Raw genomic sequence first — 24,699 nt, forward strand, 5'->3', positions numbered from 1 at the left:
AAACGCACCTTTTACTTTTTTATTTTTCCTTTTAATTGTTGAAAAGCTACTTTTCCGTTATCTTTGACATAGCTTTCAATTGTCGGTAGTGATGAACCTATCCATTCACACTCTATACTCCCATTCGGTCCAACAATTTTTAATTTATCTGGTATATGTATATTTAGAAATCTCGCTGACCGAATTAACTCAATAGCAATCTGATCACTTGAGGCTACAATTCCATCTATATACGGATTGTTTTGCAATAATGTAATAAATTGTTTATTTGTATACCCTTGTACACATTCTTCTCGATAAGAGATTCCTTCATCCCAAACAGCGTCTAAAAACCCTGCTATATGATCTTCCATTTCTTCACTTTCTTCTCCCTCACCGAAATATGCAAGAAAATGACACCCTTTCTCTTTTAATAAAGAAACAGCTCTCTGTCCACTTTCATAATAATTTCCATGTGATTGTTGCTCATCGATCACAACAAACGGAAATGGAATTTCTCCTACACTTTTAAAAACTGCTCTCGTCAAAATAACACCTGCAATGTTATTTTGCTTCAGCATATGTATGTATCTATCTTTATTCTCTATATTACAAATAATGATTTGATAGCCTTCTTTATATGCTATTTCCTCAATACAATGTAGCAAAGTGATGTTTGATTGGTTACATAAATTATCTACAAGTAATGCAATTATCGTTGAATTCTCTTTAAATAGTGGCTTCGCTGCACTGTTTGGCCTATAACGTAATTCTTCAATTGCTTCCTTTACTTGTTTTACTGTGTCCTCATGAACGTATCCTTTTTCATTAATAACTCGTGAAACGGTTGCGACTGAAACACCTGCCAATTTTGCAACATCACGTATAGTTGCCACATCGTCACCCCTTAATATGGTAATAGATTACAATTTTACGGTAACCTAAATTACACTATCCGTCAAGATTAATAACTCACATTTCTGAAAATTGTTACATCATTTCACTAAACGATACTCCAACTGAATTTCATGTAAAATTGGGATATTATCATATCCCATACGTGGAATTTCTTTCTTTATTTTTCGTGCCTCCTCTACCGTATTCACATATAAATTAGTCATTACAAAATTACGTTTTTGGTAAAATCGTAACGCATTCATATTATCATTTGTTGTAATAAGCAAAACCTGTCTGCACCGTTCTTCTTCTGCAACTTGTAATACACAATCCACAAGTTTCGTCCCTATTCCTTTTCTTTCTTCAAAGCTATCTAGCGATACAATTTCGCATATATTTCCGGTCACTTCATACGTTATAATTCCGATTATTCTGTCATCTGAGAGCGCAACAAATCCTGGCAACTCTTCTAATTGATGTCCCTTACCACGTGAAACCATCAATGAACTTCCCCAGTTCTCACACATAAACATTCGGATTGTTTCTTTCATCGCTGGCGTAATTTTTTGTATATGCAGCATTTCCTATTTCTCCCCTTTTATATCATTGTGATACAATATAAGTGTATCACATGTAACGGTATTTGGAGGATGAGGTAAAGTATGAAACGTTTTTTTGCAGCATTGTTTACTATACTAGGTGCAATAACTGCCCTTGGGATTTTCTTTACAAATAAAGTGATGTACTTAAAGAAAAAAACAGAGGAAGAAGTACTCGAAAGAGAAACGAAAAAACATTTTCGTATAGAGGATTTTGATGCTCTTCATAAAGAAGAAATTCATATCCCTTCACAATTCGGATACGACCTTCACGGATATTACATTCCTGCTGGTCATTCCACCAATAAGTTTATGGTTTTTTGCCACGGTGTAACTGTAAATAAAATAAACTCTGTAAAATATGCAAACTTATTCTTAAAAAGGGGATATAACGTCCTCATTTACGATCATCGTCGTCATGGTAAAACTGGCGGAAAAACAACAAGCTATGGATACTATGAAAAACATGATTTAAAATCCGTAGTTGACTGGCTAAAAAACCGTTTTGGCACCAATATTACACTTGGTATTCATGGTGAATCTATGGGAGCTGCAACACTTCTTCAATACGCAGGACTTGTAGAAGATGGTGCTGATTTCTATATTGCAGATTGTCCTTTCTCTGATTTTCGCGGACAATTACAGCACCGTTTAAAGGTTGAATTCCATTTACCAAAATGGCCTTTATTACCTTTAGCAAACGCATTTTTGAAAGTTCGTGACGGTTATACAATTCGTGAAGTTTCACCAATCGACTGTATAAAAAACATTAACAATCCCGTTCTCTTTATTCATAGTAAAGATGACGACTATATTTTAGCTGATATGACAAAAGCGTTATATGAAGCGAAAGAAAATAATAAGCAGCTTTATATTGCAGAACACGGTGCACACGCTTGCTCTTATAACGAAAATAAAGAAGAGTACGAAGCAGCCGTCGATCAATTTTTAAACACATATGTGAAAGAAACAAAAAACAGGCTTGCATAAGCCTGTTTTTTATTGCGCTAAAACGTCTGTAACTTGTTCCATATTTTCAGAAATCCATTGCATTGCATCATCTAACGTTGGGAATTCTGTCGTTTGAAATGTTACTTCATCTTGAAGTAACCAAACATCCTTTGCCTCTTGCCCTACACCTGCAATGGACCAATGTAACAAACTATATGGATGATTATCATTCAAAAATGATGCCCACGTGCGCTCATTTGCAATGTTTCGTAATGTATGTAATTGTTTATCCATCTCTCGTCACCTTACTCTAGTCAGTTATGAAAACTATTATAACACTCTCTTCTTTCTCAAACAAAGTGCTCTTTTTATATTGTCAAGCACTTCCCTTGATTATATGATGAAATTAAGCGTTTGGGAAGGAGGGATAACGTTGGCAAAAGTACAAATTAAAGTAAATGATAATGGCTCTTTTCGCGTTACAGGGGACGTGGAATTAGTCGACTCACAAGGGAATGTATTCCCAGCAAAACCGGCATTTTCTTTATGCCGTTGTGGTTTATCAAAAAATATGCCTTATTGCGACGCTTCGCATAAAGGTAAATTCGAATCTGTTGTTAGAGCACCAGAGGCAGAATAATTTTACATGTGACATGCACATTTTTTTGTGCATGTTTTTTCTTTTTAGCAACTCCGTTATATCCCTTCTCCTTACAACATTTCTAATACTTTTATTTCCATTCCAGCCTGCATATATTTTCACACAATTCTTCACATTCGAATATTTTTTACTAGCCTTTTATTTTTTTTGTGCTATAATTTGAGCAAACAGCATCCTTCGGGGTCGGGTGAAATTCCCAACCGGCGGTGATGAAGTGAAAACTTCTAAGTCCGTGACCCGTTTTCAACTCGAAAACGGTGGATCTAGTGAAACTCTAGGGCCGACAGTATAGTCTGGATGGGAGAAGGATATGTTTCTAGTTTTTTATATAGTGAATACACTTTTATTTCAGTATGCATATTTTTAAAGATTCATTTTGATTCTTTATATATGTTTAATTTTCTATACTTATTTTTTATACTGAAATAAAAAGAGACAACTAGCGTTTAAAAATTCGATATTTTGCTAGGTTTTTTCCTTATGCAGAAATATCAATTATCGTTAGGTTTCTTTCCTATGCTTTCGTATTCAAACTATATTTCTAGAAATCACGTCTCCCAAACCCCAAGGATATTAAATCCTTGGGGTTTTTTGATTTTTTTAGGAGAGGTGAAGAAAATGACAGATCAAGAATATATGAGGATTGCCCTGCAGTTAGCAGAAGGGACATCAGGACAAACAAGTCCAAATCCTATGGTTGGTGCTGTTGTTGTAAAAGATGGAAACATCGTTGGTATGGGGGCTCATTTACGAGCTGGTGAAGAACACGCAGAAGTTCATGCCCTTCAAATGGCTGGTCAGAACGCCAAAGACGCTACCGTTTATGTAACACTGGAACCGTGTAGCCACTTTGGAAAAACACCACCTTGTTGTGAATTGCTCATCGAAAAAGGAGTTAAGCGTGTTGTAATTGCTACTCTCGATTGTAATCCGCTCGTTTCTGGTAACGGAAAAAGAAGATTAGAGGAAGCTAGAATTGAAGTAACTACCGGTGTTCTTGAAGCAGAAGCAGTTTTATTAAATCGCTACTTTTTTCACTACATGAAAACGAAGCGCCCTTTTGTAACAATCAAAACAGCGATGAGCTTAGATGGAAAAACAGCAACTGTAACTGGTGAAAGTAAGTGGATTACAGGTGAAGAAGCACGTGCTGATGTTCACCAATATCGCCATACACATGATGCAATTCTTGTTGGAGTGAATACAGTTATAGCTGATAATCCTCATTTAACAACAAGAATTCCAAATGGTGGGAAACATCCTATTCGCGTTGTTTTAGATACCCATTTACGAACGCCACCATCTTCTCATGTTATAACAGATGGTTTAGCACCGACATGGATTATTGTCGGTAAGGATGTAAAGAAAGAGAAGATATCTTCTTATGAATCTAAAAATATAGCTATATTCCAAATGGAAACGAAGCATATAGAAATCGAGGACCTTCTTTCCTTTCTTGGAGAAAAACAAATTCTTTCTCTATTCGTTGAAGGTGGCCAATCGATTCATGCAAGTTTCTTAAAAACAAACAATTTTAATGAAATTGTAACCTATATAAGCCCGAAATTAATTGGTGGGAAAGATGCTCCTACTTTATTTGGAGGAAATGGTTTTTCAAAATTACAAGATGCGCTTTCCTTGAAAATTCAAGAGATGAAACAAATTGGTGATGATATAAAAATCGTTGCGAATGCCCGAAACGAGGTGACAAAATGTTTACAGGAATTGTAGAAGAATTAGGAACGATAGCAAACATGCAACAAAGTGGAGAAGCGATGAAATTAACGATTCATGCAAAGAAAATTTTATCAGATGTTCACTTAGGTGATAGTATCGCGGTTAACGGTATTTGCTTAACTGTAACAAACTTTACAACTACTTCATTTACAGTTGATGCAATGCCTGAAACGATGCAGTCGACATCACTTCGCATGCTTAAACCGCACTCTAAAGTAAATTTAGAGCGAGCAATGGCTGCAAACGGACGATTCGGTGGACATTTCGTTTCAGGACATATTGATGGAATCGGAACGATTTTAAATAAAAAACAACATTACAATGCCGTCTATTACAAAATAGCAATTTCTGATGACCTGCTGCGCTATTGTTTGCAGAAAGGGTCCATTGCTGTTGATGGAACGAGTTTAACGATATTTGATATAGACGAATCTTCCATAACGATTTCACTCATCCCGCACACAGTAAGCGAATCTGTCATTGGAGAAAAAAATGCCGGAGATATCGTAAACATTGAGTGTGACATGATTGGTAAATATATCGAACGCTTTATTACTAAACCTACAAAACGAGTAGGTTCAATGACCGAAAACTTTTTACAAGAAAACGGATTTCTATAAGGGGGAAGCACAATGTTTCATCGTATTGAAGAAGCTCTAGAAGATTTAAAAAAAGGTAAAGTCGTTATCGTATGTGATGATGAAAACCGAGAAAATGAAGGCGATTTTATTGCTTTAGCAGAGTACATTACACCAGAAACAATTAATTTTATGATTACACATGGCCGTGGTCTCGTTTGTGTACCGATTACGGAAGGGTACGCAGAACGTCTACAATTAGAACCAATGGTATCTCACAATACAGATTCACATCATACTGCGTTTACAGTGAGCATTGACCATGTCTCTACAACAACAGGGATTAGCGCTCACGAACGTGCAACTACGATACAAGAATTGTTAAACCCCGCATCAAAAGGCGCTGATTTCAATCGACCTGGACATATCTTTCCATTAATTGCGAAAGAAGGCGGTGTCCTGCGTCGTGCAGGTCATACAGAAGCTGCTGTTGATTTAGCGAAGCTATGCGGTGCCGAACCAGCTGGAGTTATTTGCGAGATTATAAATGAGGACGGCACGATGGCACGTGTACCTGATTTAATAGAATGCGCAAAACAATTTGATATAAAAATGATTACAATAGAAGATTTAATTGCTTACCGCCGCCATCATGAAACACTTGTGACGAGAGAGGTGGAAATTACATTACCTACAGATTTCGGTACTTTCCACGCAATTGGCTATTCTAACTCATTAGATACGAAAGAACATATCGCACTTGTAAAAGGTGATATTTCAATAGGTGAACCGGTACTTGTGCGTGTTCATTCTGAATGCTTAACAGGAGATGTATTCGGTTCACATCGCTGCGATTGCGGACCACAACTCCATGCAGCACTTGCTCAAATTGAGCGTGAAGGAAAAGGTGTTCTTCTTTATATGAGACAAGAAGGAAGAGGCATTGGGCTTCTTAATAAGCTTCGTGCTTATAAATTACAAGAAGAAGGATTCGATACTGTAGAAGCAAATGAAAAACTCGGCTTCCCTGCTGATCTTCGTGATTACGGTATCGGAGCACAAATATTAAAAGATTTAGGTTTACAAAGTTTACGATTATTAACGAATAACCCAAGAAAAATTGCTGGCTTACAAGGTTACGATTTAGAAGTAGTCGAGCGTGTACCGTTGCAAATGCCAGCAAAAGAAGAGAATAAATCGTATTTACAAACGAAAGTAAACAAATTAGGACACTTACTAAACTTATAATTAAAGGAGAGATTTATTATGGTATTCGAAGGTCATTTAGTTGGTACAGGATTAAAAGTTGGAGTTGTTGTTGGACGTTTTAACGAATTTATTACAAGTAAGTTACTTGGCGGCGCTTTAGACGGATTAAAGCGTCACGGTGTAGAAGAAAATGATATTGATGTTGCTTGGGTTCCTGGTGCATTTGAAATTCCTTTAATTGCTAAAAAGATGGCTAGTAGCGGAAAGTATGATGCTGTTATTACATTAGGTACTGTAATCCGAGGTGCTACAACTCACTACGATTACGTTTGTAATGAAGTAGCAAAAGGTGTTGCGTCTTTATCACTACAAATGGACATCCCAGTTATTTTCGGCGTATTAACGACAGAAACAATTGAACAAGCGATTGAACGCGCAGGTACGAAAGCTGGTAATAAAGGATATGAATCAGCTGTTGCTGCAATTGAAATGGCTCACTTATCAAAACAATGGGCATAAAAAAAGAGGCTGCGGCCTCTTTTTATTTTTTTACCTTTTTTTGTACATCTTTTATTAATTCATTCATCGTTTTTCCTTCTGTTTTTATATGAAGAGCTTGTGCTGTTCTCCATACATTCTCTCTTTTTTTCGCTTCTTCTATAATAGTAATTTCTTTTCTAACTTCCTTTAAATCTTTTCCTTCCGTTTTCAATCCAAAATGTTCAGCTTTCGTTCGAAAGTGTTGTTCGATTCTTTGTTGCATCTCTTTTTGTTCAGGATTTTCAGCAGCCTTAACTGGATCAGAACTTATTGCTTTTATTAAAATTAAACAAGTCATAATCGCTAATATGTATTTGTACATGTAAAATCCTCCAACCCAATATAAATTACATATTTACTATGTACAACTAGGGCTTGGAAAATTCGTCCACAAAAATTCTTTTTTTCGCTCAAAAACCAATAATATCAAGCGTTCACAACTATTTATTACATTTTATTTACAAAAAAGCAAACTCTTTTACAAGTTTGCTTTTTCATCTATCTTATAATGCACATTCTTCAATCTCAAATCCTAAATCTGCAATCATACCCCAGTCCGCAGTCGGCTCTTGTCCAGCTGTCGTTAAGTAGTCCCCGACAAAAATAGAATTTGCTGCAAATAAACCGATTGGCTGTACAGAGCGTAAATTGATTTCACGTCCTCCTGAAATACGAATTTCTTTTGTTGGGTTTACAAAACGCATCATTGCAAGTACTTTTAAACATTCTACTGGCGTTAACTCTTTTTGCCCTTCAAGAGGTGTCCCCTTTACAGCAACAAGGAAATTACAAGGGATAGAATCTGCATCTATACGTTGTAATTCAAATGCAATTTCAGCACGCTCTTCAATTGTTTCTCCCATGCCAAAAATCGCTCCAGAGCATGGTGAAATACCAGCTTGTTTTGCTTTTTGAACTGTATCAACACGATCATCATACGTATGAGTTGAACAAATACTATCGTAATTATTTGCATGTGTATTTAAGTTGTGGTTATAACGGTGCACGCCTGCTTCCGCTAAACGTCCTGCTTGATCTTCATTTAAGAAACCTAAACAACAACAAATCTTCAAGTCTGTCGTTTCACGAATTTCCTTAACTGCTCCAATTACGTGATTTACCTCTTTATCCGTCGGACGACGACCAGACGCTACAATACAATATGTACCTGCTTTACGGCGTATTGCTTCATGTGCCCCTTCTACAATCTTCTCCTGCGTTAACCATGCATATTTATCAATCGGTGCTTCTGAAATAATAGACTGTGAGCAATATCCACAATCTTCAGGACATAATCCAGATTTCGTATTAATAATCATATTCAATTTTACTTTCTTACCAAAGTGATGATGGCGAATAATGTAAGCTGCATTCATAATTTCTAAAACTTCTGTATCATCAGCTTCTAATATCGCTATTGCATCTTCTTTCGTAATCATTTTCTCTTCCACTACGTCGTATGCAAGTTTTTTCCAATCCCTTTTTGTTTGTACTTGTTTCATTTCATCTCTTCCCCTCTTTTGTTATATGTATAAATAAAGCATGATACGTTGCCATTATCCCTTCATTTCCCGTGAAGTCTCTTTCGTATATGCGTAGCATCGCACGAAAGAGTGAGGGACTTTGACAATATGATCCTTCATTGCTATTAGTTGCTCCTACTTTTCGAATAGAATGCAGAAACTCCTTAACTTCTGTAAAACTCTCTATGTAACATGTTTCAGAAACATGCACATCCCCTGTTTCTATCTTACATATATGAAGGAACTGATCTTTTGAATAAAAACGTTGACCAATCGATATTTCATTTTTTATATTTCTTTCTTCTTTCGCACGTTGGAACGAAGCATGCAATTCTTGAAATGTTTCATGTCCAAACGTTGAAAAGAGTAATATCCCATCTATAGACAAATGTTGAAATAAATTTCTTAACACTTGTTGAAAATTATTTAACCATTGAAATGTAGCATTTGAAATAATGACATCATATGATTCTTCTAATCGTAATTGCTCAATATCTTCACAGTGAAACGTTACATTTTTTACATTTTGTCTAGTTTGCGCAATCGCAATCATACTTTCAGCAAAATCAACTGCTGTAATATGTGCTTTCGGAAATAACTTTGATAATTGTTCTGTTACATACCCCGTCCCGCATCCCAGTTCTAAAATACGTATTGATGCCGTTTCACTATATCGTTCCTTTAAGATTGAAAGTAATGAATGTGCCATCTTTTTTTGTACATTTGCATATCGATCGTAAGATACGGCTGCCCCATTAAACCGTTTTTGTAGTAACGTTTTGTTGATCATGTCGTATCCCCTCTACAAATTGAATTATCTCATTTGCACAATATTCAAAATTCGTTACACATAATGCATGCCCTGCTTCACTTACTACTTTCAGCTCGCTGCTGCTATTCTCCGTCATACTACGTGCCGCAGACAATGGGCATATTACATCCTGTTCTCCGTGAATAAGTAGTATAGGTACTTTAATTTCTTTTAGTTCTTCTCTCATATCTGTTTCTATTAAATAATCCAAACCTAGTTGTAAAGACTGAATAGAATCACCTTTAAAACGGTCTACAATGTCTTCAAAGTTTTTATTCCCTTTTAGCTCATCTTTCGTAAACATATTTTCATAAAACCGCTTGAGCGTATCTTCTTTCCTTCTCGCCAAATTCCTTTTCAGCCGTTCTACATGCAAAGCATTCCATCCATTACTATAGTCGCTCGTATTTGTAAATTTAGCAGTCCCACCAATTAATACGATGCCTTTTGCCTGAATCTTTTTATAAGCTTCAACTGCTGCTAACGCTCCTAGTGACCATCCAACTAAAATTACGTTGGCGTTATGCGCTACATCTATAATTCGTTCCGCAAATTCACTTCGTTCTTTCACATTACGCCAATCTACGCATTGAACAGGATATCCTTTAAAATACGGAAGTACTAAATCCCAAATATTCTCTTCCATTCCCCATCCGGGGATAAAAATAATCTTTAGCTCGTTCATACGAAAATCTCCTCTTCTTTCGCAATGTGAATAATTCGGTCAATAGCCCATTTTAAATCAGCTATTGTATGTTGCGATGTAACTGCAAAGCGAATTCGAGAACTATGAACCGGCACAGTTGGCGGACGAATTGCAATGGCCGCAATCCCTACCTCTTGCAACCTTTTACTAAATCGTAAAGCATGTTCATTTGAACCGACTACAATCGGTACAATATGAGTTGAACTATTCCCAATATCAAAACCAACATCCCTTAATTTAGTTCTGAAGTATTCTCCGTTTGCTATAAGGTTCTCTCTTCTTTCGTTATCTTCTTTTACAATTTCAATTGCTTTTTGCACTGCTCCTAACGTACTTGGTGGTAAAGCTGTAGTAAAAATAAAGCTTCTCATCATATTTTGTAAATACTCTATATAAATTTCATCACCTGTCAAATACGCACCATAACACCCTAAAGCCTTGCTAAACGTCCCCATATGTATATCAATTTTTTGAGCAAGATTTTTTTCTATATGAGATAACCCAGCTCCGCCGATTCCATATATTCCACTCGCATGTGCTTCATCGACTATAATGATTGCCCCGTATTTCTCTTTCAGCTGTACTAAATCTCTTAGAACCTGTCTGAAATCTATGATATAATCTATACAAAAAAGGATGTTTCCTAATGATACATGATTATACCAGTAATATTACTCGTAAACAGTTTGAACTGATTCGTGAAGATTTAGAAAATGCACGGAAAACGACGCGCCCACGCACAGTTGATTTGTACGAGGTATTCTGCGGTGTACTATATTTGCTTACGACAGGTTGTCAATGGCGTAATCTGCCAAGGGACTTTCCAAACTGGAAAACAGTCTATTCCTACTACCAGATTTGGCGGAAAGTAGACGAGAATGGCATAAGTCTTCTTGAAAAAGTGCATAAAAAAATTGATCGAAACCTATCGTGAACAAGAGGGGCGAAAAAAACAGACAAGCTTCTGCATCGTAGATGCACAAAGTGTAAAAAACACATGGATAGCGAGTGAAAAAGGCTACGATGCGGGAAAGAAAGTATCAGGAATCAAACGACATATCGCTGTAGACACCAATGGTCTCATTCATGCGATTGAAGTAACAACTGCGAATATAACAGATCGAGAAGGTGCTATCCAAATGTGTGAAAAGCATAAAAAATCATTGGACAAAGTGACAAATATACTTTGTGATGGTGGATATACGGGCCCATCATTTGCACAATCGATAAAAGAAACGATTCATTGTTCAGTTGAAATTATCAAACGCTCGGAACTTCACAAGTTTGTTGTGTTACCCAAACGCTGGATCGTAGAGCGAACTTTTGCTTGGTTGGAAAATTACCGCAGACTGTGGAAAAACTGTGAACGAACACTTGAAAACAGTAGACAAAGTTGCTTATTGGCCGGTGTGGCAATTTTATTAAAAAGATTCTAGACAGGTTCTTAAATACGCAGTATCACCATCCATACTAAAAACGGTATCTGTTACGATTAATTTCCTTTTTTCAGGCGAAGCCATTTTCAACAGCTTCTCTAAATGATCCAAATCATTATGACGATACCTTTTATGCTCTGCCCCGCTTAATAGGATTCCATCAACAATACTTGCGTGATTTAACTTATCACTAAAAACAATATCGTGCCGAGAGGCCAAAGAAGATATGGCACCTATATTTGCCGTATACCCACTATTTACAATTAAAGCTCTTTCAGTACCTTTCCAGTCACATATGCTTCTCTCAACCTCTTCATATAATGGATGATTTCCTACAACGAGACGAGAGGCAGTCGCTCCAGTTCCATATCTTTTTGTACAGGCAATAGCAGCTTCTTTTAACCTTTCATCTCCAGCTAACCCTAAATAATTATTTGACGCTAAATTTAACATCCTTTTTTTATCTCGAATAAGCCAAGTCTCTTCTGCCTTCTCTGTTACATGCAAATCACGATACTGCCCTTGCTCATGTAATTGTTGTAATTTACATTGAAGGTGCGCCCGCCACGTTTGATTCATTTTGGATAAACTCCTCTAATTTTGAAATCATAATATGTTCTTTTGCAGATTCTAATACTTCTTCTTTCGTAAACTCACCTTCAAAGAATGGTAATAATCCTAAAACTGGTACCCCGCTCAGCTCTTCAATCATCTCTTTATTTTCTTGCACTCTTTCCATTTCACATTCTTTGCAACCTGATAAAATGACACCCGCTACGGTTAAGCCATGCGCCTTTGCGTAAGCAATCGTTAACACTGTATGATTTACTGTTCCTAATATAGGACGAGCTACTACAATAAGAGGCAACTGTAATTCTTTTGCAAAATCAATTACTAAAGCATCTTCTGTATATGGGACAGCAAGCCCACCTGCCCCTTCTACAAATAAGCTATTAAACTCTTTTAATAGTTCATTATAGTAATCAGTAATTTCTTTTAACTTTACTACTCTTCCAGCTCTTTTCATGGCAAGTCTCGGAGCAAGTGGTTCTTCAATAGAATAAGGGCAAATTTCATTTTCTTGTGTCGGCACACCTGATAATGCTTTTAACCTTGCCGCATCTCCCTCAGGGTTTGATGCAACATGCCCACTTTGCAACGGTTTATATACTCCGATGTTATATCCCAATTCTCTAAATACACCGGCTAATGCACCGGCAACGACAGTTTTCCCCACTTCAGTATCTGTTGCTGTTATAAAAAAACCGCTCATTATTCTCCCTCCGTAACATCCGAGATTGCTTTATACAAAATACGTAACATATCATCAATCTCCTCAATTGTAGAAGCAAGAGGTGGCATAAATACAATCGTATTACCGAGCGGTCGTAAAATCATACCCAGCTCTCTTGAGCGTTTACATACTTGAACACCGACTCTCTCTGTCCAGTCAAACGCTTCTTTCGTTTCCTTATTCTTCACAAGCTCAATACCAACCATTAATCCGCACTGACGAATATCACCTACATGTTTATAAGCAAAGAGCTTTTCTAATTGCGCTGCCACATAATCCGTTTTACGTGCCACTTCTTCTATTAAATTTGTTTTTTCATATAGTTCTAGATTCGCGATTGCTACGGCACACCCTAACGGATTGCCTGTGTAGCTATGTCCATGGAAAAATGTTTTTTGTTCTTCATATTCTCCTAAGAAGGCATTATATATTTCATCTGTCGTTACCGTAACTGCAATTGGTAAATATCCACCTGTTAAACCTTTCCCAGCAGTTAAAATGTCTGGCGTCACATTTTCATGTTCACAAGCAAACATTTTCCCTGTACGCCCAAATCCAGTTGCTACCTCATCTGTAATAAATAATACATTGTACTTAGTACATAAATCGCGCAGTCCTTTTAAATATCCTTTTGGCATTGTAATCATCCCGCCAGCACCTTGCATTAATGGCTCTACAATGATGGCAGCTACTTCTTCATGCTTTTCTTTCAACAATTCTTCCATTTCTTCTAAATGGCTTTTTACAATTTCCTCCTTATTATTTCCGTAAGGAGAACGATATGTATATGGATACGGCATTTTAATCGCATCAAATAAGAGCGAACTATACACTTGGTGAAACAAGTCTATTGCTCCTACTGAAACAGCTCCAATTGTATCACCGTGATATGCTTCTTTTAATGTAACGAATCTTTGTTTCTTTGGTTTCCCTTTATGCTGCCAATATTGGAAAGCCATCTTAATTGCAATTTCAACAGCGGTAGAACCTGAATCAGAATAGAATACCTTCTTCAATCCATCTGGTACAACCTCAATAATTTTTTCTGCTAATAAAATAGATGGAACGTTAGCAAGTCCTAGCATAGTAGAATGAGCAATTTTATTTAATTGCTCACGAATTGCTTCATCTAATTCCGGTACTTGATGTCCGTGAACATTTAACCATATAGATGAAACACCATCCCAATATTCATTACCATTTACATCGTATAGCTTTCTTCCCTCTCCACGTTCAATAATGACAGGATCTTCTTCTAAATAATCTTTCATTTGTGTAAATGGGTGCCATACGTAAGCTTTATTTTTCTCTGCTAATTCTTCATATGTATAAGATGATTTTTCAATCGTTTTACTATTTATTGTCACAATTGTCACCCCTAATGTTAACTTGTTTATAAACAAAGTTAACATTAAATCTGAATGACTGTCAATTATTTTAAAATCAAATAGTTCTTAAAAAAGAACAACTTATCATACGATAAGTTGTTCTACTTTCCATGCTGTATCTTTCCAATTTCTAAAATAATTTCTTCATCTTTTTTTCCCTCTGTATTAATTCCAAGCTGCTTCGCATGCTCAATTAATAAATCATGACGCTGCTCAAATCTAGCCTTATTTACTTCTTTCGTAATTTCTTCTTTTGTTTTTCCATCACTAGAAACCCCTAGTTTCGTAGCTGCTTTCTCCATCGACTTCTTCTCTTCCGCTTCTTTCGCTTTCTTCACTTCTGACTGCTGTACTTGCTTTTTCTTCGCTTGCTCTGATTCAGCTGCAAAAGCTGTGTAAATGCCAGCACTTCCGCCAATGACTAGTAAGGTGGTAAAAAGAATTATTTTTTTCTTCACTCTTTCCTCCCCTTTCAAATTCATTATAACGCACATTTTTTAGTGTTAAAACCTATCTCCTTTATTTCCCTAAAAAAATATCACATATTTTTATTGACATGTATGATGAATATATGATAAAAATTTAACTAACATCATATGAATCGGCGTTGATAGGATTTAGTAGTATTTCGATTTCTGATTTCAGAGAGCTGGTGGTCGGTGCGAACCAGTACAGAGCGAATTATGAATTACCCCCTGGAGCTTCTTTTACGAAACGTAAGGAGTAGTGAAAGACGGTTATAGACCGTTATGTCTAAAGAGTGGTGAAACGAAACTGTTTCACAATTTAGGGTGGTACCGCGAATTTTTCGTCCCTGCATATATTGCAGGGGCGTTTTTATTTTATAAGCGCATATCATATGACCCTTTATTTTGTGATACATTCATTTCACAAGCTAGGGTGGTACCGCGATTTCTTCGTCCCTGCATAATTATATGCAGGGACGTTTTTTTATCCAATCATTTCCGTATCATATAGAAGGACTAACAATTACCGGTAATTTGTCACAAAATTCTAAATTTTAGAAGGAAATATACAATATTGGCGAATTTTATATAAAAAAGAGCTATTTCACATTACTTAGGAGGGGAAAACAATGGTTTCAAAAATTGAGTCTGTTCTTTTAACAATTTTTATCTTTTTCTGTATTGGTTTTAGTGTTATTCAATTAGAAGTTTCACCACACATCCCAATTTTATTTGGTATCGTTCTTTTATTAGCATTTGGATTCTTGAAGAAAATCTCTTGGTCTACTATGGAGAAAGGGATGATTAGTAGTATTTCAGCTGGCATTCCATCTATATTTATTTTCTTACTTGTAGGCGTATTAATTAGCGTTTGGATCGCAGCTGGAACTATTCCCACTTTAATGGTATACGGCTTCCAACTTGTATCTCCAAAAATTTTCGTTCCAACTGTTTTTGTTGTTTGTGCAATTGTTGGAACGAGTATCGGTAGTGCATTTACAACTGCTGCAACTGTAGGACTTGCCTTTATGGGAATGGGTACTGCCCTTGGATACGATCCAGCTCTTATTGCTGGTGCAATTATTTCTGGTGCATTCTTCGGAGATAAAATGTCTCCTTTATCTGATACAACAAACTTAGCGCCTGCTGTAACAGGTGTAGATTTATTTGAACATATTCGTAACATGCTTTGGACAACAGTGCCAGCTTTCATTATTGCTTTTATCGCATTTTTCATTTTAGGAAGCGGATCTGGTGGAAACGTTGATTTCTCAGCATTTATTAACACACTAGAAAAAAATGCAACGATTTCTATCGTTACACTGATTCCTATTTTATTACTGTTCCTATTCGCATTTAAAAAGGTACCCGCAGTTCCAACATTACTTGCAGGAATTGTGGTAGGGATTATTATTCTCTTTATTTTTAAACCTAGCACTTCTTTAGCTGATTTAATAAAAATTATGCAAGACGGTTACGTTTCTAAAACTGGTATCAAAGACATTGACAGCTTATTATCTCGCGGTGGCCTGCAAAGTATGATGATGTCAATTGCTCTTATTTTCCTAGCTCTTTGTATGGGAGGATTATTACAAGGAATGGGTATTATAGCGCAGCTGATGAATATTATCTCTAGCTTCGTAAAAACTAGTACACGCTTAATTATTTCTACTGCTTCAACTGCAATTGGTGTAAACTTCTTACTTGGTGAGCAATACTTATCTATCGTTTTAACAGGACAAGCATTCGCTAATAAATACGATGAAGTCGGTTTAGAACGTCGTAATTTATCACGAGTATTAGAAGATGCTGGTACAGTAATTAATCCACTCGTACCATGGGGTGTAAGTGGCGTATTCTTAACAAACGTTCTTAGCGTTCCAACATTCGATTACCTGCCATACGCAATCTTCTGTTTAGCTTGTCCAGTCGTAACCATTATCGTCGGTTTTACTGGATTCGGTCTTTCATGGAAAAAAGAAAAAGCAGTACCAGTTTCATAATATAATAAAAAGGATTACCAAATCGGTAATCCTTTTTATATTTCTCGACTATCTATTCGCTTTCTTTCTTCTAAATAACATAAGTAATCCCGCTCCAACAAACGCAAGACCCGCTCCAATTGTAGAAGCAATACTTGCACCTGTTTTCGGTAAATCACGTTCATCTTTTTCAGCTTCTTTATTTTCACTTACAGTTGTTGTTTCTTTTGTATTTTGATCATCTGTTGTAGTTTGTCCAGATCCAGTATTGTTTCCATCTTGCTTTGGTTCATTACCATTATTACCTTCTTCTGTTGGTGGTGTTGGGTTTTCTCCATTACCTGTTGGCGGTGTCGTTTGGTTTTCTCCACCACCTGTTGGCGGTGTTGTTGGATTTCCTTCACCAGTTTCTTTATCATCATTTTTCTTCGTTATATCAATTGCATATTTCGCAAATTGATTTTCAGATGGTCCAACATATGAAATCTTTCCATCTTTCTTTATATACTTTTGTGCATTTGGTGAAGAATCAAATGTTGTATTTAATTTATCTGCAACAATCGGTTTAAATGTCCAATTTTGATCAGCTGCTGGATCAATATCTTTTATTTTTTGCATATACTTCACAATGATTTGACGTGTTTCATCTTGTGATTGGTATACAACTTCCCCTTTACTTACACCTGGGAACGTTTGGCTACTTCCACGATAGTTATTTGTAGCGACGATGAACTCTTGATTGTCAGCTACTGGCTTACCTTCATATGTCATATTTACAATACGATTAGCATTTGCATTTACAACTTTTCCATCTTTATCGTATTTCGCCGGTTGTGTTACATCAATTTCGTATTTTAAGCCATCTAAAATATCGAAGTTATATGTAGGATAGCCTATATTTACTAACGGCTGTTCTTCTGTTTTCTTTGGATCAATTTGATTAAACTGACCTGCAGACATTTCAAGCCATTCTTTCACTTGTGCCCCATTTACTTTTACAGCATATAACGTATTTGGATACACGTATAAATCTGCAACGTTTTTAATTGCTAACGTTCCAGCTGGAATATCAGTATAATATGTCGCACCGTTTCGGCCACCTGCTTTAAATGGTGCTCCTGCAGATAAAACTGGAATATCTTTAATCTTTTCGTATTCTGGTTTTTTAAGTTCTTGTTCTACATACCATTTTTGCGCATTTGTCACAATTTGTACGGAAGGATCATCTTGTACTAATGAAAAATAACTATTAATTGGTGCTTTCGTTTTACCTACATGTGTATTTACATATTCGATTGTCTTTTCATGTTCATCTTTAATTTCATTAACTAATTTTTGATCAGATGCTACTAATGGATTACCTTTACTATCAGCAATCGGACGAAGTTGCGGCTTAGACTGATCTTTTTGCACTTCCCATTTTCCGTTTACCTTTTTCAATTGCATATCAATAATACCTAAGTTACTACCAAAAACACCCGGCATTACAACTGGAACACCATTAAATACATCCTTCACTTCAGTATGTGAATGTCCCATTAATACTGCATTTACGCCAGGAACTTCTGTCGCTAAATAAAACGATGAATTTTCCATTCCTTCGTTGTATCCACTCTTATCAACACCTGAATGCGCTAGTGCAACTATAATATCCGCACCTTGCGCCTTCATTTCCGGAACTAATTTTTTCGCTGTTTGCACAATATCTTTTGCTTTTACTTGTCCTTCTAAATTCGCTTTATCCCAATTCATAATTTGTGGTGGAACAAATCCCATTACACCAATTTTCACTATTTGTTTTTGGCCTGCTTCATCCACTACTTCTTTCTCTAAAATATGATATGGTCTATCAAAGTAATGCTCGTCATTCTCATCATTACCATCATGGTCATCTCTGTAGACATTCGAGTTAATAACCGGAATTTTTGCTTTACTAGTCACTTCCTTTAAATAATCTAAACCGTAGTTAAATTCATGATTCCCAAGAGAGATGACGTCATACTTCATTAAATTCATTACACGATATAATGGATGTGTATAACTAGGATCCACACGATTCTTCGGATCTTTTATTTTATTCGCTACATAATCCCCAAGCGGTGTCCCTTGTAATGCATCCCCATCATCAAATAGGACAGAGTTTTTCATTTCTTCACGTGCTTTATTAACGAGTGTTGCCGTTTGTACAAGACCTACTTTATTATCTGTTTTCGTTTGATAATAATCGTAATTCATTAAGTTAACGTGAATATCTGATGTTTCTAGAATTCGTAAGTTAACTGTACTCTCCCCAGTGTTCTCATCTGCATGAGCTGTTGCTGGCATTACTTGCGGTGCCATTACACCAATCGCAAGAGTTGCTCCAGCTAGCATTTTTTTTGACTTTTTCACAAAAAATCCCCCTTATACAATTACCAGAAATAATGAAATGAATCCCTATCTGTCTCTAACCACATACCTTTTTTCTTCTATTAGAGACAAAATTTTCATTTCACCCTGCGCTAACGAGTAGTCCCCTTAAACGCCCGATTGATGAAGACTAACAATTAATAGGAAATAAAGCTCCCACTCATTAAAGTTTCACCTTATCTGACATTATCATATATAAAGTTCTTTCCTATCGTCAATATTTTTTGACAAACTTCAACAAATTTTCTGTAAAGTTATTATAAACTTTTCATAAACATATAATATGCCCTTACATTGCTAATACTGCTGAATATGATACAATTACCAATTACAAGGAGGATGAATTTATGAAAAAAGTCATCTTAACAATTGTTTGTCTCCTCCTTCTGATCATTTCTTATTCTTATTTTGAAAAGAACGACGAGACAAAACAAAATGAATCTGAAGAAAAAACAGAAAAAACATCTGCCCCAAATTGGATTGATAAGCAAACAAACGAATCTTTTTATCATCTTGTATTAGGTGATTCACTCGCTAAAGGATATGGATCGACACAAGGTGGGTTTGCTGAATTAGCTTCTAAGCAAATAGAAGCACAAATTCACAAACCAATTACAGTAGAAAACCTTGGGGTAAACGGTCTTACAACAGATCGTCTCGCTAAAAAAGTTCAATCAGAAGATGTAAAGGAAAAAATTAGAGCAGCAAATATAATTACAATTAATATTGGAGGAAATAATTTATTTCGTTTAAATCGTGATGTCGGTGTTATAGATGGTATAAAAATGTTAAATAAAGAAAAAGCCCATTTTGAAGCGGATATAAAAAGTATTGTAAAGACAGTTCGAGATCAAAATCCGGATGCTTTACTCATTCTCTCAGAACTCTATAACCCGTTACAACTCGATGACTCCATCGCAAGTTATGCAGATATGTTTTTAGATGGCTGGAATGAATCTGTTTATTCCATTTCCAAAGCAAATCAACCATCTATCGTTTTACCAATTCGCAAATTAATATCGAATGATAAAAAAGAGTTATTATTTGACCAAGTACACCCAAATGATAACGGCTATGCAATTATTGCCAATACATTTACAAAGCAAGTGTTATCCTACAAATATTAAAGCGACCATGAAACAATTCTATTTTTATAACATGTCTTTTTTGTTACAATGATAGTGGAAGGGGGCCTTTATATGGAATCACGCGAGTGGGAACGTATTGTTGATCATCTTCTTTCGCTAGTGCCTCTTTTTTATCGCAAATTTATGCTTCCTGGAGAATTTTCTTCTCAAAGACATATGCCGCCATCACATACACAAGTATTACTGCTTTTGCATGAAAACGGCACATTAGCAGTTTCCGAAATCGGCAAGCGGCTAGCGATTTCACGGCCTAACATGACACCTCTATTAAACAAACTTATTCAAGAAGAACTAATAGAGCGTCATTATAGCGAAAAAGATCGACGGGTCATTTTAATTTCTCTAACAGCTGAAGGGAAATTATTAGTAAATCAGTATCAGCAATTCATTTTAGACAAACTAAAAGAAAATTTCCAAACATTATCTGAGGAAGAGCGCGAAAAGCTCATTCATTCTCTTCAAACCATTCAAAATTTAATTTTGAAAACAAACGTATAAAGCTGCTTCTAAATAGAAGCAGCTTTATGATTCGTAATAATTACCATAGTACACATTGGAATATGGCCATGTTGTTAAATATGGTTTTTTTTCCTGTGTAGGCTGTTGTTGTGGTAATTGTGGTATTTGTGATAATTGCTGTAATTGTTGTTGCCGATATAATTCGTATTGTCTACTCGTATCATAAACCGGATAATAATTTACATATGGATATACTTGAGGTACGTAATAATAATACATTATCCTCTCCTCCTTTTTCTTAAACATATTCAAAGGAGAAAATGGATGTGACATTGTTTATAATTGTACAAGTGGTTCTCTCACTCGTTTCTTCCTTTTCTTCAAGCGTAACTTACGGTTCTTTTCGTATAAATAATGCACAACGAAATACGAAATGAGACCAAACACAACTCCTAAAATCGTCATTCCAATTAATACATACACTTCACTTTGTAATAAGCTCTTTAATATCGTAAAAATGTGACTTGAAAACAAGTCCGATATCGTAAATGGTTCATGATGAATTTTCTGTACATGAAATGGATAAATCATTTTTCCTAGCGCATACGCAAGCGGAAATAAAAATACTGGGAGAAACGATATTTTCCCAATAATATTGCCAATAACTGCCGCAGGAAAAGATCCCTTTGCTAACCTGACGACTGGATAAAATATTACATATACGAGCGATGCCGTATAAATGACTAACATTTCTAAGCCGAATCCTATAGCAAACCCTAACGATACTTTCTTTGCGCCTTCTGGCGATCGAAGCAACTTATAATATTGAAACTTTAATATTCTCCACATCCGCTGAAAAAACGAATATGTTTTCTTAGTTGTTTTCACCCTCATCATCTCTTTAACTATATTTTTATATGTAGTATGTCCTTACACACTCTGAAAAACAAATTTAGTTTTCTCTTTTATTATAAATGATATCGAAATGGTTAACTAAATATACATATGACATTTTAATATAAAAAAACCTCCCTTTTAGGAAGGCTCTTCTACATTTTTAAATAAACTCACTAATAACGCTTTTTGAGCATGCAATCGATTACCAGCTTGCTCAAAGACGATAGACTGCGGTCCATCTATAATTTTTCCTGTTACTTCTTCTTCACGATGGGCAGGTAAACAGTGTAAGAAACGATATGTTTGCTTCGCATGCTTAACAAGTTCGTTATTGATTTGGTAAGGTTGAAATAAAGAATATTTCTCTTCTTCGCCCTCTTGCCCCATGCTCATCCAAACGTCAGTATAAATGAAATCAGCTTCATTCACCGCTAATTCAGGATCATGCAAAACTTCAATTTCAGCTCCTGTTTCCTTGGCAATCGCTAACGCTTTTTTTACAATCTCTTCATTCGGTTCATATCCTACAGGCGTTGCAACAGTCATATGCATTCCGACTTTTGCACTCGCTAGCAACAATGAATGACATACATTATTTCCGTCACCTACGTAAGCCAATTTTATTCCTTTAAATGTATTTGTTTCTTCATATATTGTCATGAGGTCTGCCAATGCTTGACAAGGATGATGATCATCCGTTAAACCGTTAATAACAGGAATACTCGATTCTTTTGCAAGCTCTTCTACATCCGCGTGCGAGAATGTACGTATCATAATCCCGTCAATATACTGCGATAATACTTTCGCAGTATCTGAAACAGTTTCTCCTCTTCCCATTTGCATCTCTTTTCCACTTAAAAACATACCATGTCCCCCGAGTTGTACCATTCCCGCTTCAAAAGATACACGAGTACGAGTTGAATGCTTATCAAAAATAAGCCCTAATATTTTGCCTTGTAATAAAGGCTCTTGCTTATTCTTTTTTAAATATATAGCGAACTCAATTAAAGAAATAATTTCTTCTTTCGTTAATTCTTCTAGTGTTAAAAGATCTTTCGTATTTAATTTCGGTACTTGTACAGTTGACATGAAACTTCCCCCTTATATGATTGATACGTTTTTTGTACAAACTACTTTTTTTATTATATATACTGCCTGTTCTAACTCTTCATTCGTGACAATGAGTGGCGGTAATAGTCTTATAACATTAGGGCCTGCTTGTAATACGAGAAGTCCTTCGTTTTCTAGTTGTTCTATAAAACTTGCAACTTCATGCTTACACTCAATCCCAATCATAAGCCCTTTACCACGTATATTTTGAATACATTCGACATGCTGTAATTCCTCTTGCAACTTCTCTAATACGTACTCGCCTTTTTCTTGTACTTCTTTTAAAAACGATGGTTTTTTACTCACTTGCAATACTTCTTTCGCTGCAGCCATCGCGATGTAATTCCCGCCAAAAGTTGAACCGTGTGATCCTGCAGTAAACGACGTTCCGAGCTCTTTCCCGCCAATCATCGCTCCGACAGGAATCCCATTCCCAAGTGCCTTTGCAACGGTAACGATATCAGGCTCTATTCCCACTTGTTCATAAGCGAATAGTGTTCCAGTTCTTCCTATCCCCGTTTGTACTTCGTCTATAATAAATAAGGAACCGAACTTATTACATAATGTTTCAATCTCTTTCAAAAAAGATAGATCAGCAGGTATTACTCCTCCCTCTCCTTGAACTACTTCTACCATTACCGCCGCAACTTCTTCATTCATTACTTCCTCTAATGCTTTAATATCGTTAAAAGGGATGTGTAAAAAAGATGGAAGTAATGGACCAAATCCTTCTTTTACCTTATCTTGGCCTGTTGCACTCATCGTTCCAAATGTTCTACCGTGAAAAGACTGCTGGCATGTTACGACGAGAGATTTTCCAGTATGCTTACGTGCTAACTTTAAAGCCGCTTCATTTGCCTCTGCCCCACTATTACAGAAAAACACATAATCTAATGCTCTATTTTCTGTTAATAATGACGCAACTTCTTCTTGTAAGCTGTTTGTAAACAGGTTAGATATATGCCATATATCATCAAGTTGCTCTTGTACACCTTTGAGAACAGTAGGGTGACAATGTCCTAAATTACATACGCCAATTCCTGATGTGAAATCTAAATATTCCTTACCGTTATTATCAATAACTTTCGTTCCAGTTCCCTTTACAAACTCAATAGTTCTTCTGCCATACGTTTGAAAAAGATGACTCGTCATGCAATACTCACGCCTTTCGTTACCGTCGTTCCAATACACTCTCCCGTAACCTCAGTAAAATCTTTTGTACCATTCACAATACTTATCTTTTGCACTCCCATTTTTAATGATGCTAGTGCCGCCTGTACTTTCGGAATCATCCCACCTGTAATAACACCTGTTTCTATAAAAGTTGCAATTTCAGATTCATCCGTTTCCTTTACCAAATTCCCTTCATGTAATATTCCATCTACATCCGTAATAAAAACAAGCTCTTTTGCCCCTAACGCGGCCGCAATCCCAGCCGCAGCATTGTCCGCATTTATGTTATAAATTTCATTACCATTTACCCCGATTGGAGCAATAACAGGAATATACTCCATATTTATTAATCCTTTTAATAAAGCTGTTTCTACATAACTTACTTCCCCTACATATCCTATCTCTTCGCTGACAGGTTGAATTTGAAGTAAATTGCCGTCACACCCTGAACAACCTACCGCAAGTAAATTATGCTTTTGTAAATTCATTACGAGTTTTTTATTCGTACTTCCGCATAGCACCATTTGAACAACATCCATAACTTCTTTTGGTGTTATCCGTAATCCATCTCTTTTTTCTACGTTGATGTTACAATCTTTTAATTTGGCATCAATTTCTGGTCCACCACCATGAACAATCACTACTTTATACTTCTGTTGCAATTTCTTTATACATTCAAAAAACACATCATTTAATTGATTCAACATACTACCGCCGCATTTCACTACAATATAATCGCTCATCT

26 protein-coding genes, 2 pseudogenes, 1 riboswitch and 1 other annotated feature are annotated in these 24,699 nt (G+C 36.1%); of the genes and pseudogenes, 10 read left to right on the plus strand and 18 right to left on the minus strand.

Annotation, left to right across the window (positions count from 1 at the left end; genetic code table 11):
* Positions 1-11 precede the first annotated feature (11 nt).
* Positions 12-875, minus strand: a complete 864-nt coding sequence (locus V6946_RS21895; protein ID WP_000201346.1) for a LacI family DNA-binding transcriptional regulator — start codon at positions 873-875, stop codon at positions 12-14.
* Between the two features lie 99 nt (positions 876-974).
* A complete protein-coding gene (locus V6946_RS21900; RefSeq protein ID WP_336456320.1) occupies positions 975-1,457 on the minus strand; it encodes a GNAT family N-acetyltransferase in 483 nt (160 codons plus the stop codon).
* An 81-nt stretch (positions 1,458-1,538) separates the two neighbouring features.
* Here V6946_RS21900 and V6946_RS21905 point away from each other — a divergent pair, with 81 nt between their 5' ends.
* Positions 1,539-2,465: an alpha/beta hydrolase gene (locus tag V6946_RS21905; RefSeq protein WP_003317744.1), complete on the plus strand. Its 927-nt coding sequence runs from the start codon at positions 1,539-1,541 to the stop codon at positions 2,463-2,465.
* Between the two features lie 9 nt (positions 2,466-2,474).
* On the opposite strand, the gene V6946_RS21910 is transcribed toward V6946_RS21905, so the two are convergent.
* Positions 2,475-2,720 (minus strand): DUF2552 family protein, encoded by a 246-nt coding sequence (locus tag V6946_RS21910; protein ID WP_000360793.1) that lies wholly within the window; start codon positions 2,718-2,720, stop codon positions 2,475-2,477.
* Between the two features lie 139 nt (positions 2,721-2,859).
* Here V6946_RS21910 and V6946_RS21915 point away from each other — a divergent pair, with 139 nt between their 5' ends.
* From V6946_RS21915 to ribH, 5 genes are all read left to right on the plus strand, one after another.
* The gene (locus V6946_RS21915; protein WP_001151582.1) at positions 2,860-3,066 is read left to right on the plus strand and encodes a CDGSH iron-sulfur domain-containing protein; all 207 of its coding nucleotides are present in this window, start codon (positions 2,860-2,862) and stop codon (positions 3,064-3,066) included.
* A gap of 190 nt (positions 3,067-3,256) precedes the next feature.
* Positions 3,257-3,400: riboswitch (FMN riboswitch) on the plus strand.
* A 305-nt stretch (positions 3,401-3,705) separates the two neighbouring features.
* Entirely contained in the window at positions 3,706-4,818 is a 1,113-nt protein-coding gene (gene ribD / locus V6946_RS21920; protein ID WP_000131988.1) for a bifunctional diaminohydroxyphosphoribosylaminopyrimidine deaminase/5-amino-6-(5-phosphoribosylamino)uracil reductase RibD, read from the plus strand.
* Positions 4,800-5,444 carry a riboflavin synthase subunit alpha gene (ribE, locus tag V6946_RS21925; protein ID WP_006921463.1) on the plus strand — a complete coding sequence of 215 codons (645 nt, stop codon included), beginning with the start codon at positions 4,800-4,802 and terminating at the stop codon, positions 5,442-5,444. The genes ribD and ribE overlap by 19 nt, the downstream gene beginning before the upstream one ends.
* A 12-nt stretch (positions 5,445-5,456) precedes the next feature.
* On the plus strand, positions 5,457-6,650 hold the full coding sequence (gene ribBA, locus V6946_RS21930) for a bifunctional 3,4-dihydroxy-2-butanone 4-phosphate synthase/GTP cyclohydrolase II (protein ID WP_006921466.1): 1,194 nt from the start codon (positions 5,457-5,459) through the stop codon (positions 6,648-6,650).
* An 18-nt stretch (positions 6,651-6,668) separates the two neighbouring features.
* On the plus strand, positions 6,669-7,130 hold the full coding sequence (gene ribH, locus V6946_RS21935; protein WP_000230895.1) for a 6,7-dimethyl-8-ribityllumazine synthase: 462 nt from the start codon (positions 6,669-6,671) through the stop codon (positions 7,128-7,130).
* Positions 7,131-7,152: 22 nt separating this feature from the next.
* Here ribH and V6946_RS21940 read toward each other — a convergent pair whose 3' ends face one another.
* From V6946_RS21940 to V6946_RS21960, 5 genes and pseudogenes are all read right to left on the minus strand, one after another.
* A complete protein-coding gene (locus V6946_RS21940; RefSeq protein WP_000280032.1) occupies positions 7,153-7,473 on the minus strand; it encodes a hypothetical protein in 321 nt (106 codons plus the stop codon).
* Between the two features lie 181 nt (positions 7,474-7,654).
* A complete protein-coding gene (gene bioB / locus V6946_RS21945) occupies positions 7,655-8,653 on the minus strand; it encodes a biotin synthase (protein ID WP_000815856.1) in 999 nt (332 codons plus the stop codon).
* A 1-nt stretch (position 8,654) separates the two neighbouring features.
* Entirely contained in the window at positions 8,655-9,464 is an 810-nt protein-coding gene (gene bioC / locus V6946_RS21950) for a malonyl-ACP O-methyltransferase BioC (RefSeq protein ID WP_006921468.1), read from the minus strand.
* On the minus strand, positions 9,430-10,170 hold the full coding sequence (locus V6946_RS21955) for an alpha/beta fold hydrolase (RefSeq protein ID WP_006921469.1): 741 nt from the start codon (positions 10,168-10,170) through the stop codon (positions 9,430-9,432). The genes bioC and V6946_RS21955 overlap by 35 nt, the downstream gene beginning before the upstream one ends.
* A pseudogene (locus tag V6946_RS21960) lies at positions 10,167-10,787 on the minus strand (aminotransferase class I/II-fold pyridoxal phosphate-dependent enzyme); the annotation flags it as partial. The pseudogene V6946_RS21960 and the gene V6946_RS21955, both read right to left, overlap by 4 nt.
* A gap of 50 nt (positions 10,788-10,837) precedes the next feature.
* Here V6946_RS21960 and V6946_RS21965 point away from each other — a divergent pair.
* Positions 10,838-11,627 (plus strand): IS5 family transposase gene (locus tag V6946_RS21965; RefSeq protein WP_372584424.1). Its coding sequence is split into 2 segments (ribosomal slippage): positions 10,838-11,095 and positions 11,097-11,627, totalling 789 coding nucleotides; the frame shifts between segments, so codons are not numbered across the junction.
* Here V6946_RS21965 and V6946_RS21970 read toward each other — a convergent pair.
* From V6946_RS21970 to V6946_RS21985, 4 genes and pseudogenes are all read right to left on the minus strand, one after another.
* Positions 11,622-12,206, minus strand: a pseudogene (locus tag V6946_RS21970) (aminotransferase class I/II-fold pyridoxal phosphate-dependent enzyme); the annotation flags it as partial. The gene V6946_RS21965 and the pseudogene V6946_RS21970 overlap by 6 nt on opposite strands.
* The gene (bioD, locus tag V6946_RS21975) at positions 12,172-12,900 is read right to left on the minus strand and encodes a dethiobiotin synthase (protein ID WP_006921472.1); all 729 of its coding nucleotides are present in this window, start codon (positions 12,898-12,900) and stop codon (positions 12,172-12,174) included. The pseudogene V6946_RS21970 and the gene bioD, both read right to left, overlap by 35 nt.
* Complete coding sequence (bioA, locus tag V6946_RS21980) at positions 12,900-14,333, minus strand: adenosylmethionine--8-amino-7-oxononanoate transaminase (protein ID WP_050566503.1); 1,434 nt, start codon at positions 14,331-14,333, stop codon at positions 12,900-12,902. The genes bioD and bioA overlap by 1 nt, the downstream gene beginning before the upstream one ends.
* Positions 14,334-14,410: 77 nt before the next feature.
* The gene (locus V6946_RS21985; protein ID WP_016123313.1) at positions 14,411-14,767 is read right to left on the minus strand and encodes a hypothetical protein; all 357 of its coding nucleotides are present in this window, start codon (positions 14,765-14,767) and stop codon (positions 14,411-14,413) included.
* Positions 14,768-14,907: 140 nt separating this feature from the next.
* Positions 14,908-15,128, plus strand: a binding site (T-box leader).
* Between the two features lie 277 nt (positions 15,129-15,405).
* On the opposite strand from V6946_RS21985, the gene nhaC reads away from it, so the two are divergent.
* The gene (nhaC, locus tag V6946_RS21990; RefSeq protein WP_000253730.1) at positions 15,406-16,779 is read left to right on the plus strand and encodes a Na+/H+ antiporter NhaC; all 1,374 of its coding nucleotides are present in this window, start codon (positions 15,406-15,408) and stop codon (positions 16,777-16,779) included.
* Positions 16,780-16,827: 48 nt separating this feature from the next.
* Here nhaC and cpdB read toward each other — a convergent pair whose 3' ends face one another.
* On the minus strand, positions 16,828-19,149 hold the full coding sequence (cpdB, locus tag V6946_RS21995; RefSeq protein WP_366982142.1) for a bifunctional 2',3'-cyclic-nucleotide 2'-phosphodiesterase/3'-nucleotidase: 2,322 nt from the start codon (positions 19,147-19,149) through the stop codon (positions 16,828-16,830).
* 365 nt (positions 19,150-19,514) lie between these two features.
* Here cpdB and V6946_RS22000 point away from each other — a divergent pair, with 365 nt between their 5' ends.
* Positions 19,515-20,294, plus strand: a complete 780-nt coding sequence (locus V6946_RS22000) for a GDSL-type esterase/lipase family protein (RefSeq protein ID WP_000755850.1) — start codon at positions 19,515-19,517, stop codon at positions 20,292-20,294.
* Between the two features lie 72 nt (positions 20,295-20,366).
* Positions 20,367-20,813, plus strand: coding sequence for a MarR family winged helix-turn-helix transcriptional regulator (locus V6946_RS22005; protein ID WP_000445819.1), 447 nt, complete (start codon positions 20,367-20,369; stop codon positions 20,811-20,813).
* Between the two features lie 24 nt (positions 20,814-20,837).
* On the opposite strand, the gene V6946_RS22010 is transcribed toward V6946_RS22005, so the two are convergent.
* From V6946_RS22010 to argB, 5 genes are all read right to left on the minus strand, one after another.
* A complete protein-coding gene (locus tag V6946_RS22010; RefSeq protein ID WP_000291956.1) occupies positions 20,838-21,053 on the minus strand; it encodes a hypothetical protein in 216 nt (71 codons plus the stop codon).
* Between the two features lie 57 nt (positions 21,054-21,110).
* Positions 21,111-21,671 carry a DUF2062 domain-containing protein gene (locus tag V6946_RS22015; RefSeq protein WP_033692310.1) on the minus strand — a complete coding sequence of 187 codons (561 nt, stop codon included), beginning with the start codon at positions 21,669-21,671 and terminating at the stop codon, positions 21,111-21,113.
* Positions 21,672-21,809: 138 nt separating this feature from the next.
* Positions 21,810-22,760 carry an ornithine carbamoyltransferase gene (gene argF, locus V6946_RS22020; RefSeq protein WP_000108862.1) on the minus strand — a complete coding sequence of 317 codons (951 nt, stop codon included), beginning with the start codon at positions 22,758-22,760 and terminating at the stop codon, positions 21,810-21,812.
* A 12-nt stretch (positions 22,761-22,772) separates the two neighbouring features.
* Positions 22,773-23,933 (minus strand): acetylornithine transaminase, encoded by a 1,161-nt coding sequence (locus tag V6946_RS22025; RefSeq protein WP_000200552.1) that lies wholly within the window; start codon positions 23,931-23,933, stop codon positions 22,773-22,775.
* Entirely contained in the window at positions 23,930-24,697 is a 768-nt protein-coding gene (argB, locus tag V6946_RS22030) for an acetylglutamate kinase (protein ID WP_001286797.1), read from the minus strand. The genes V6946_RS22025 and argB overlap by 4 nt, the downstream gene beginning before the upstream one ends.
* Positions 24,698-24,699: the final 2 nt, after the last annotated feature.

Source organism: Bacillus sp. PPSBB_2 (assembly GCF_045291115.1).
Lineage (GTDB): Bacteria > Bacillota > Bacilli > Bacillales > Bacillaceae_G > Bacillus_A > Bacillus_A cereus.

Bases quoted from the DNA above. Each gene is read 5' to 3' on its own strand.
- V6946_RS22010 (WP_000291956.1), bottom strand. From the start codon at position 21,053: ATGTATTATTATTACGTACCTCAAGTATATCCATATGTAAATTATTAT.
- bioD (WP_006921472.1), bottom strand. From the start codon at position 12,900: ATGAGCGGTTTTTTTATAACAGCAACAGATACTGAAGTGGGGAAAACT.
- ribBA (WP_006921466.1), top strand. From the start codon at position 5,457: ATGTTTCATCGTATTGAAGAAGCTCTAGAAGATTTAAAAAAAGGTAAA.
- V6946_RS22000 (WP_000755850.1), top strand. From the start codon at position 19,515: ATGAAAAAAGTCATCTTAACAATTGTTTGTCTCCTCCTTCTGATCATT.
- V6946_RS21900 (WP_336456320.1), bottom strand. From the start codon at position 1,457: ATGCTGCATATACAAAAAATTACGCCAGCGATGAAAGAAACAATCCGA.
- argF (WP_000108862.1), bottom strand. From the start codon at position 22,760: ATGTCAACTGTACAAGTACCGAAATTAAATACGAAAGATCTTTTAACA.
- argB (WP_001286797.1), bottom strand. From the start codon at position 24,697: ATGAGCGATTATATTGTAGTGAAATGCGGCGGTAGTATGTTGAATCAA.
- V6946_RS21910 (WP_000360793.1), bottom strand. From the start codon at position 2,720: ATGGATAAACAATTACATACATTACGAAACATTGCAAATGAGCGCACG.
- ribD (WP_000131988.1), top strand. From the start codon at position 3,706: ATGACAGATCAAGAATATATGAGGATTGCCCTGCAGTTAGCAGAAGGG.
- V6946_RS22015 (WP_033692310.1), bottom strand. From the start codon at position 21,671: ATGATGAGGGTGAAAACAACTAAGAAAACATATTCGTTTTTTCAGCGG.
- bioC (WP_006921468.1), bottom strand. From the start codon at position 9,464: ATGATCAACAAAACGTTACTACAAAAACGGTTTAATGGGGCAGCCGTA.
- bioB (WP_000815856.1), bottom strand. From the start codon at position 8,653: ATGAAACAAGTACAAACAAAAAGGGATTGGAAAAAACTTGCATACGAC.
- V6946_RS22025 (WP_000200552.1), bottom strand. From the start codon at position 23,933: ATGACGAGTCATCTTTTTCAAACGTATGGCAGAAGAACTATTGAGTTT.
- V6946_RS21955 (WP_006921469.1), bottom strand. From the start codon at position 10,170: ATGAACGAGCTAAAGATTATTTTTATCCCCGGATGGGGAATGGAAGAG.
- ribH (WP_000230895.1), top strand. From the start codon at position 6,669: ATGGTATTCGAAGGTCATTTAGTTGGTACAGGATTAAAAGTTGGAGTT.
- V6946_RS22005 (WP_000445819.1), top strand. From the start codon at position 20,367: ATGGAATCACGCGAGTGGGAACGTATTGTTGATCATCTTCTTTCGCTA.
- nhaC (WP_000253730.1), top strand. From the start codon at position 15,406: ATGGTTTCAAAAATTGAGTCTGTTCTTTTAACAATTTTTATCTTTTTC.
- V6946_RS21940 (WP_000280032.1), bottom strand. From the start codon at position 7,473: ATGTACAAATACATATTAGCGATTATGACTTGTTTAATTTTAATAAAA.
- V6946_RS21905 (WP_003317744.1), top strand. From the start codon at position 1,539: ATGAAACGTTTTTTTGCAGCATTGTTTACTATACTAGGTGCAATAACT.
- bioA (WP_050566503.1), bottom strand. From the start codon at position 14,333: ATGTTAACTTTGTTTATAAACAAGTTAACATTAGGGGTGACAATTGTG.
- ribE (WP_006921463.1), top strand. From the start codon at position 4,800: ATGTTTACAGGAATTGTAGAAGAATTAGGAACGATAGCAAACATGCAA.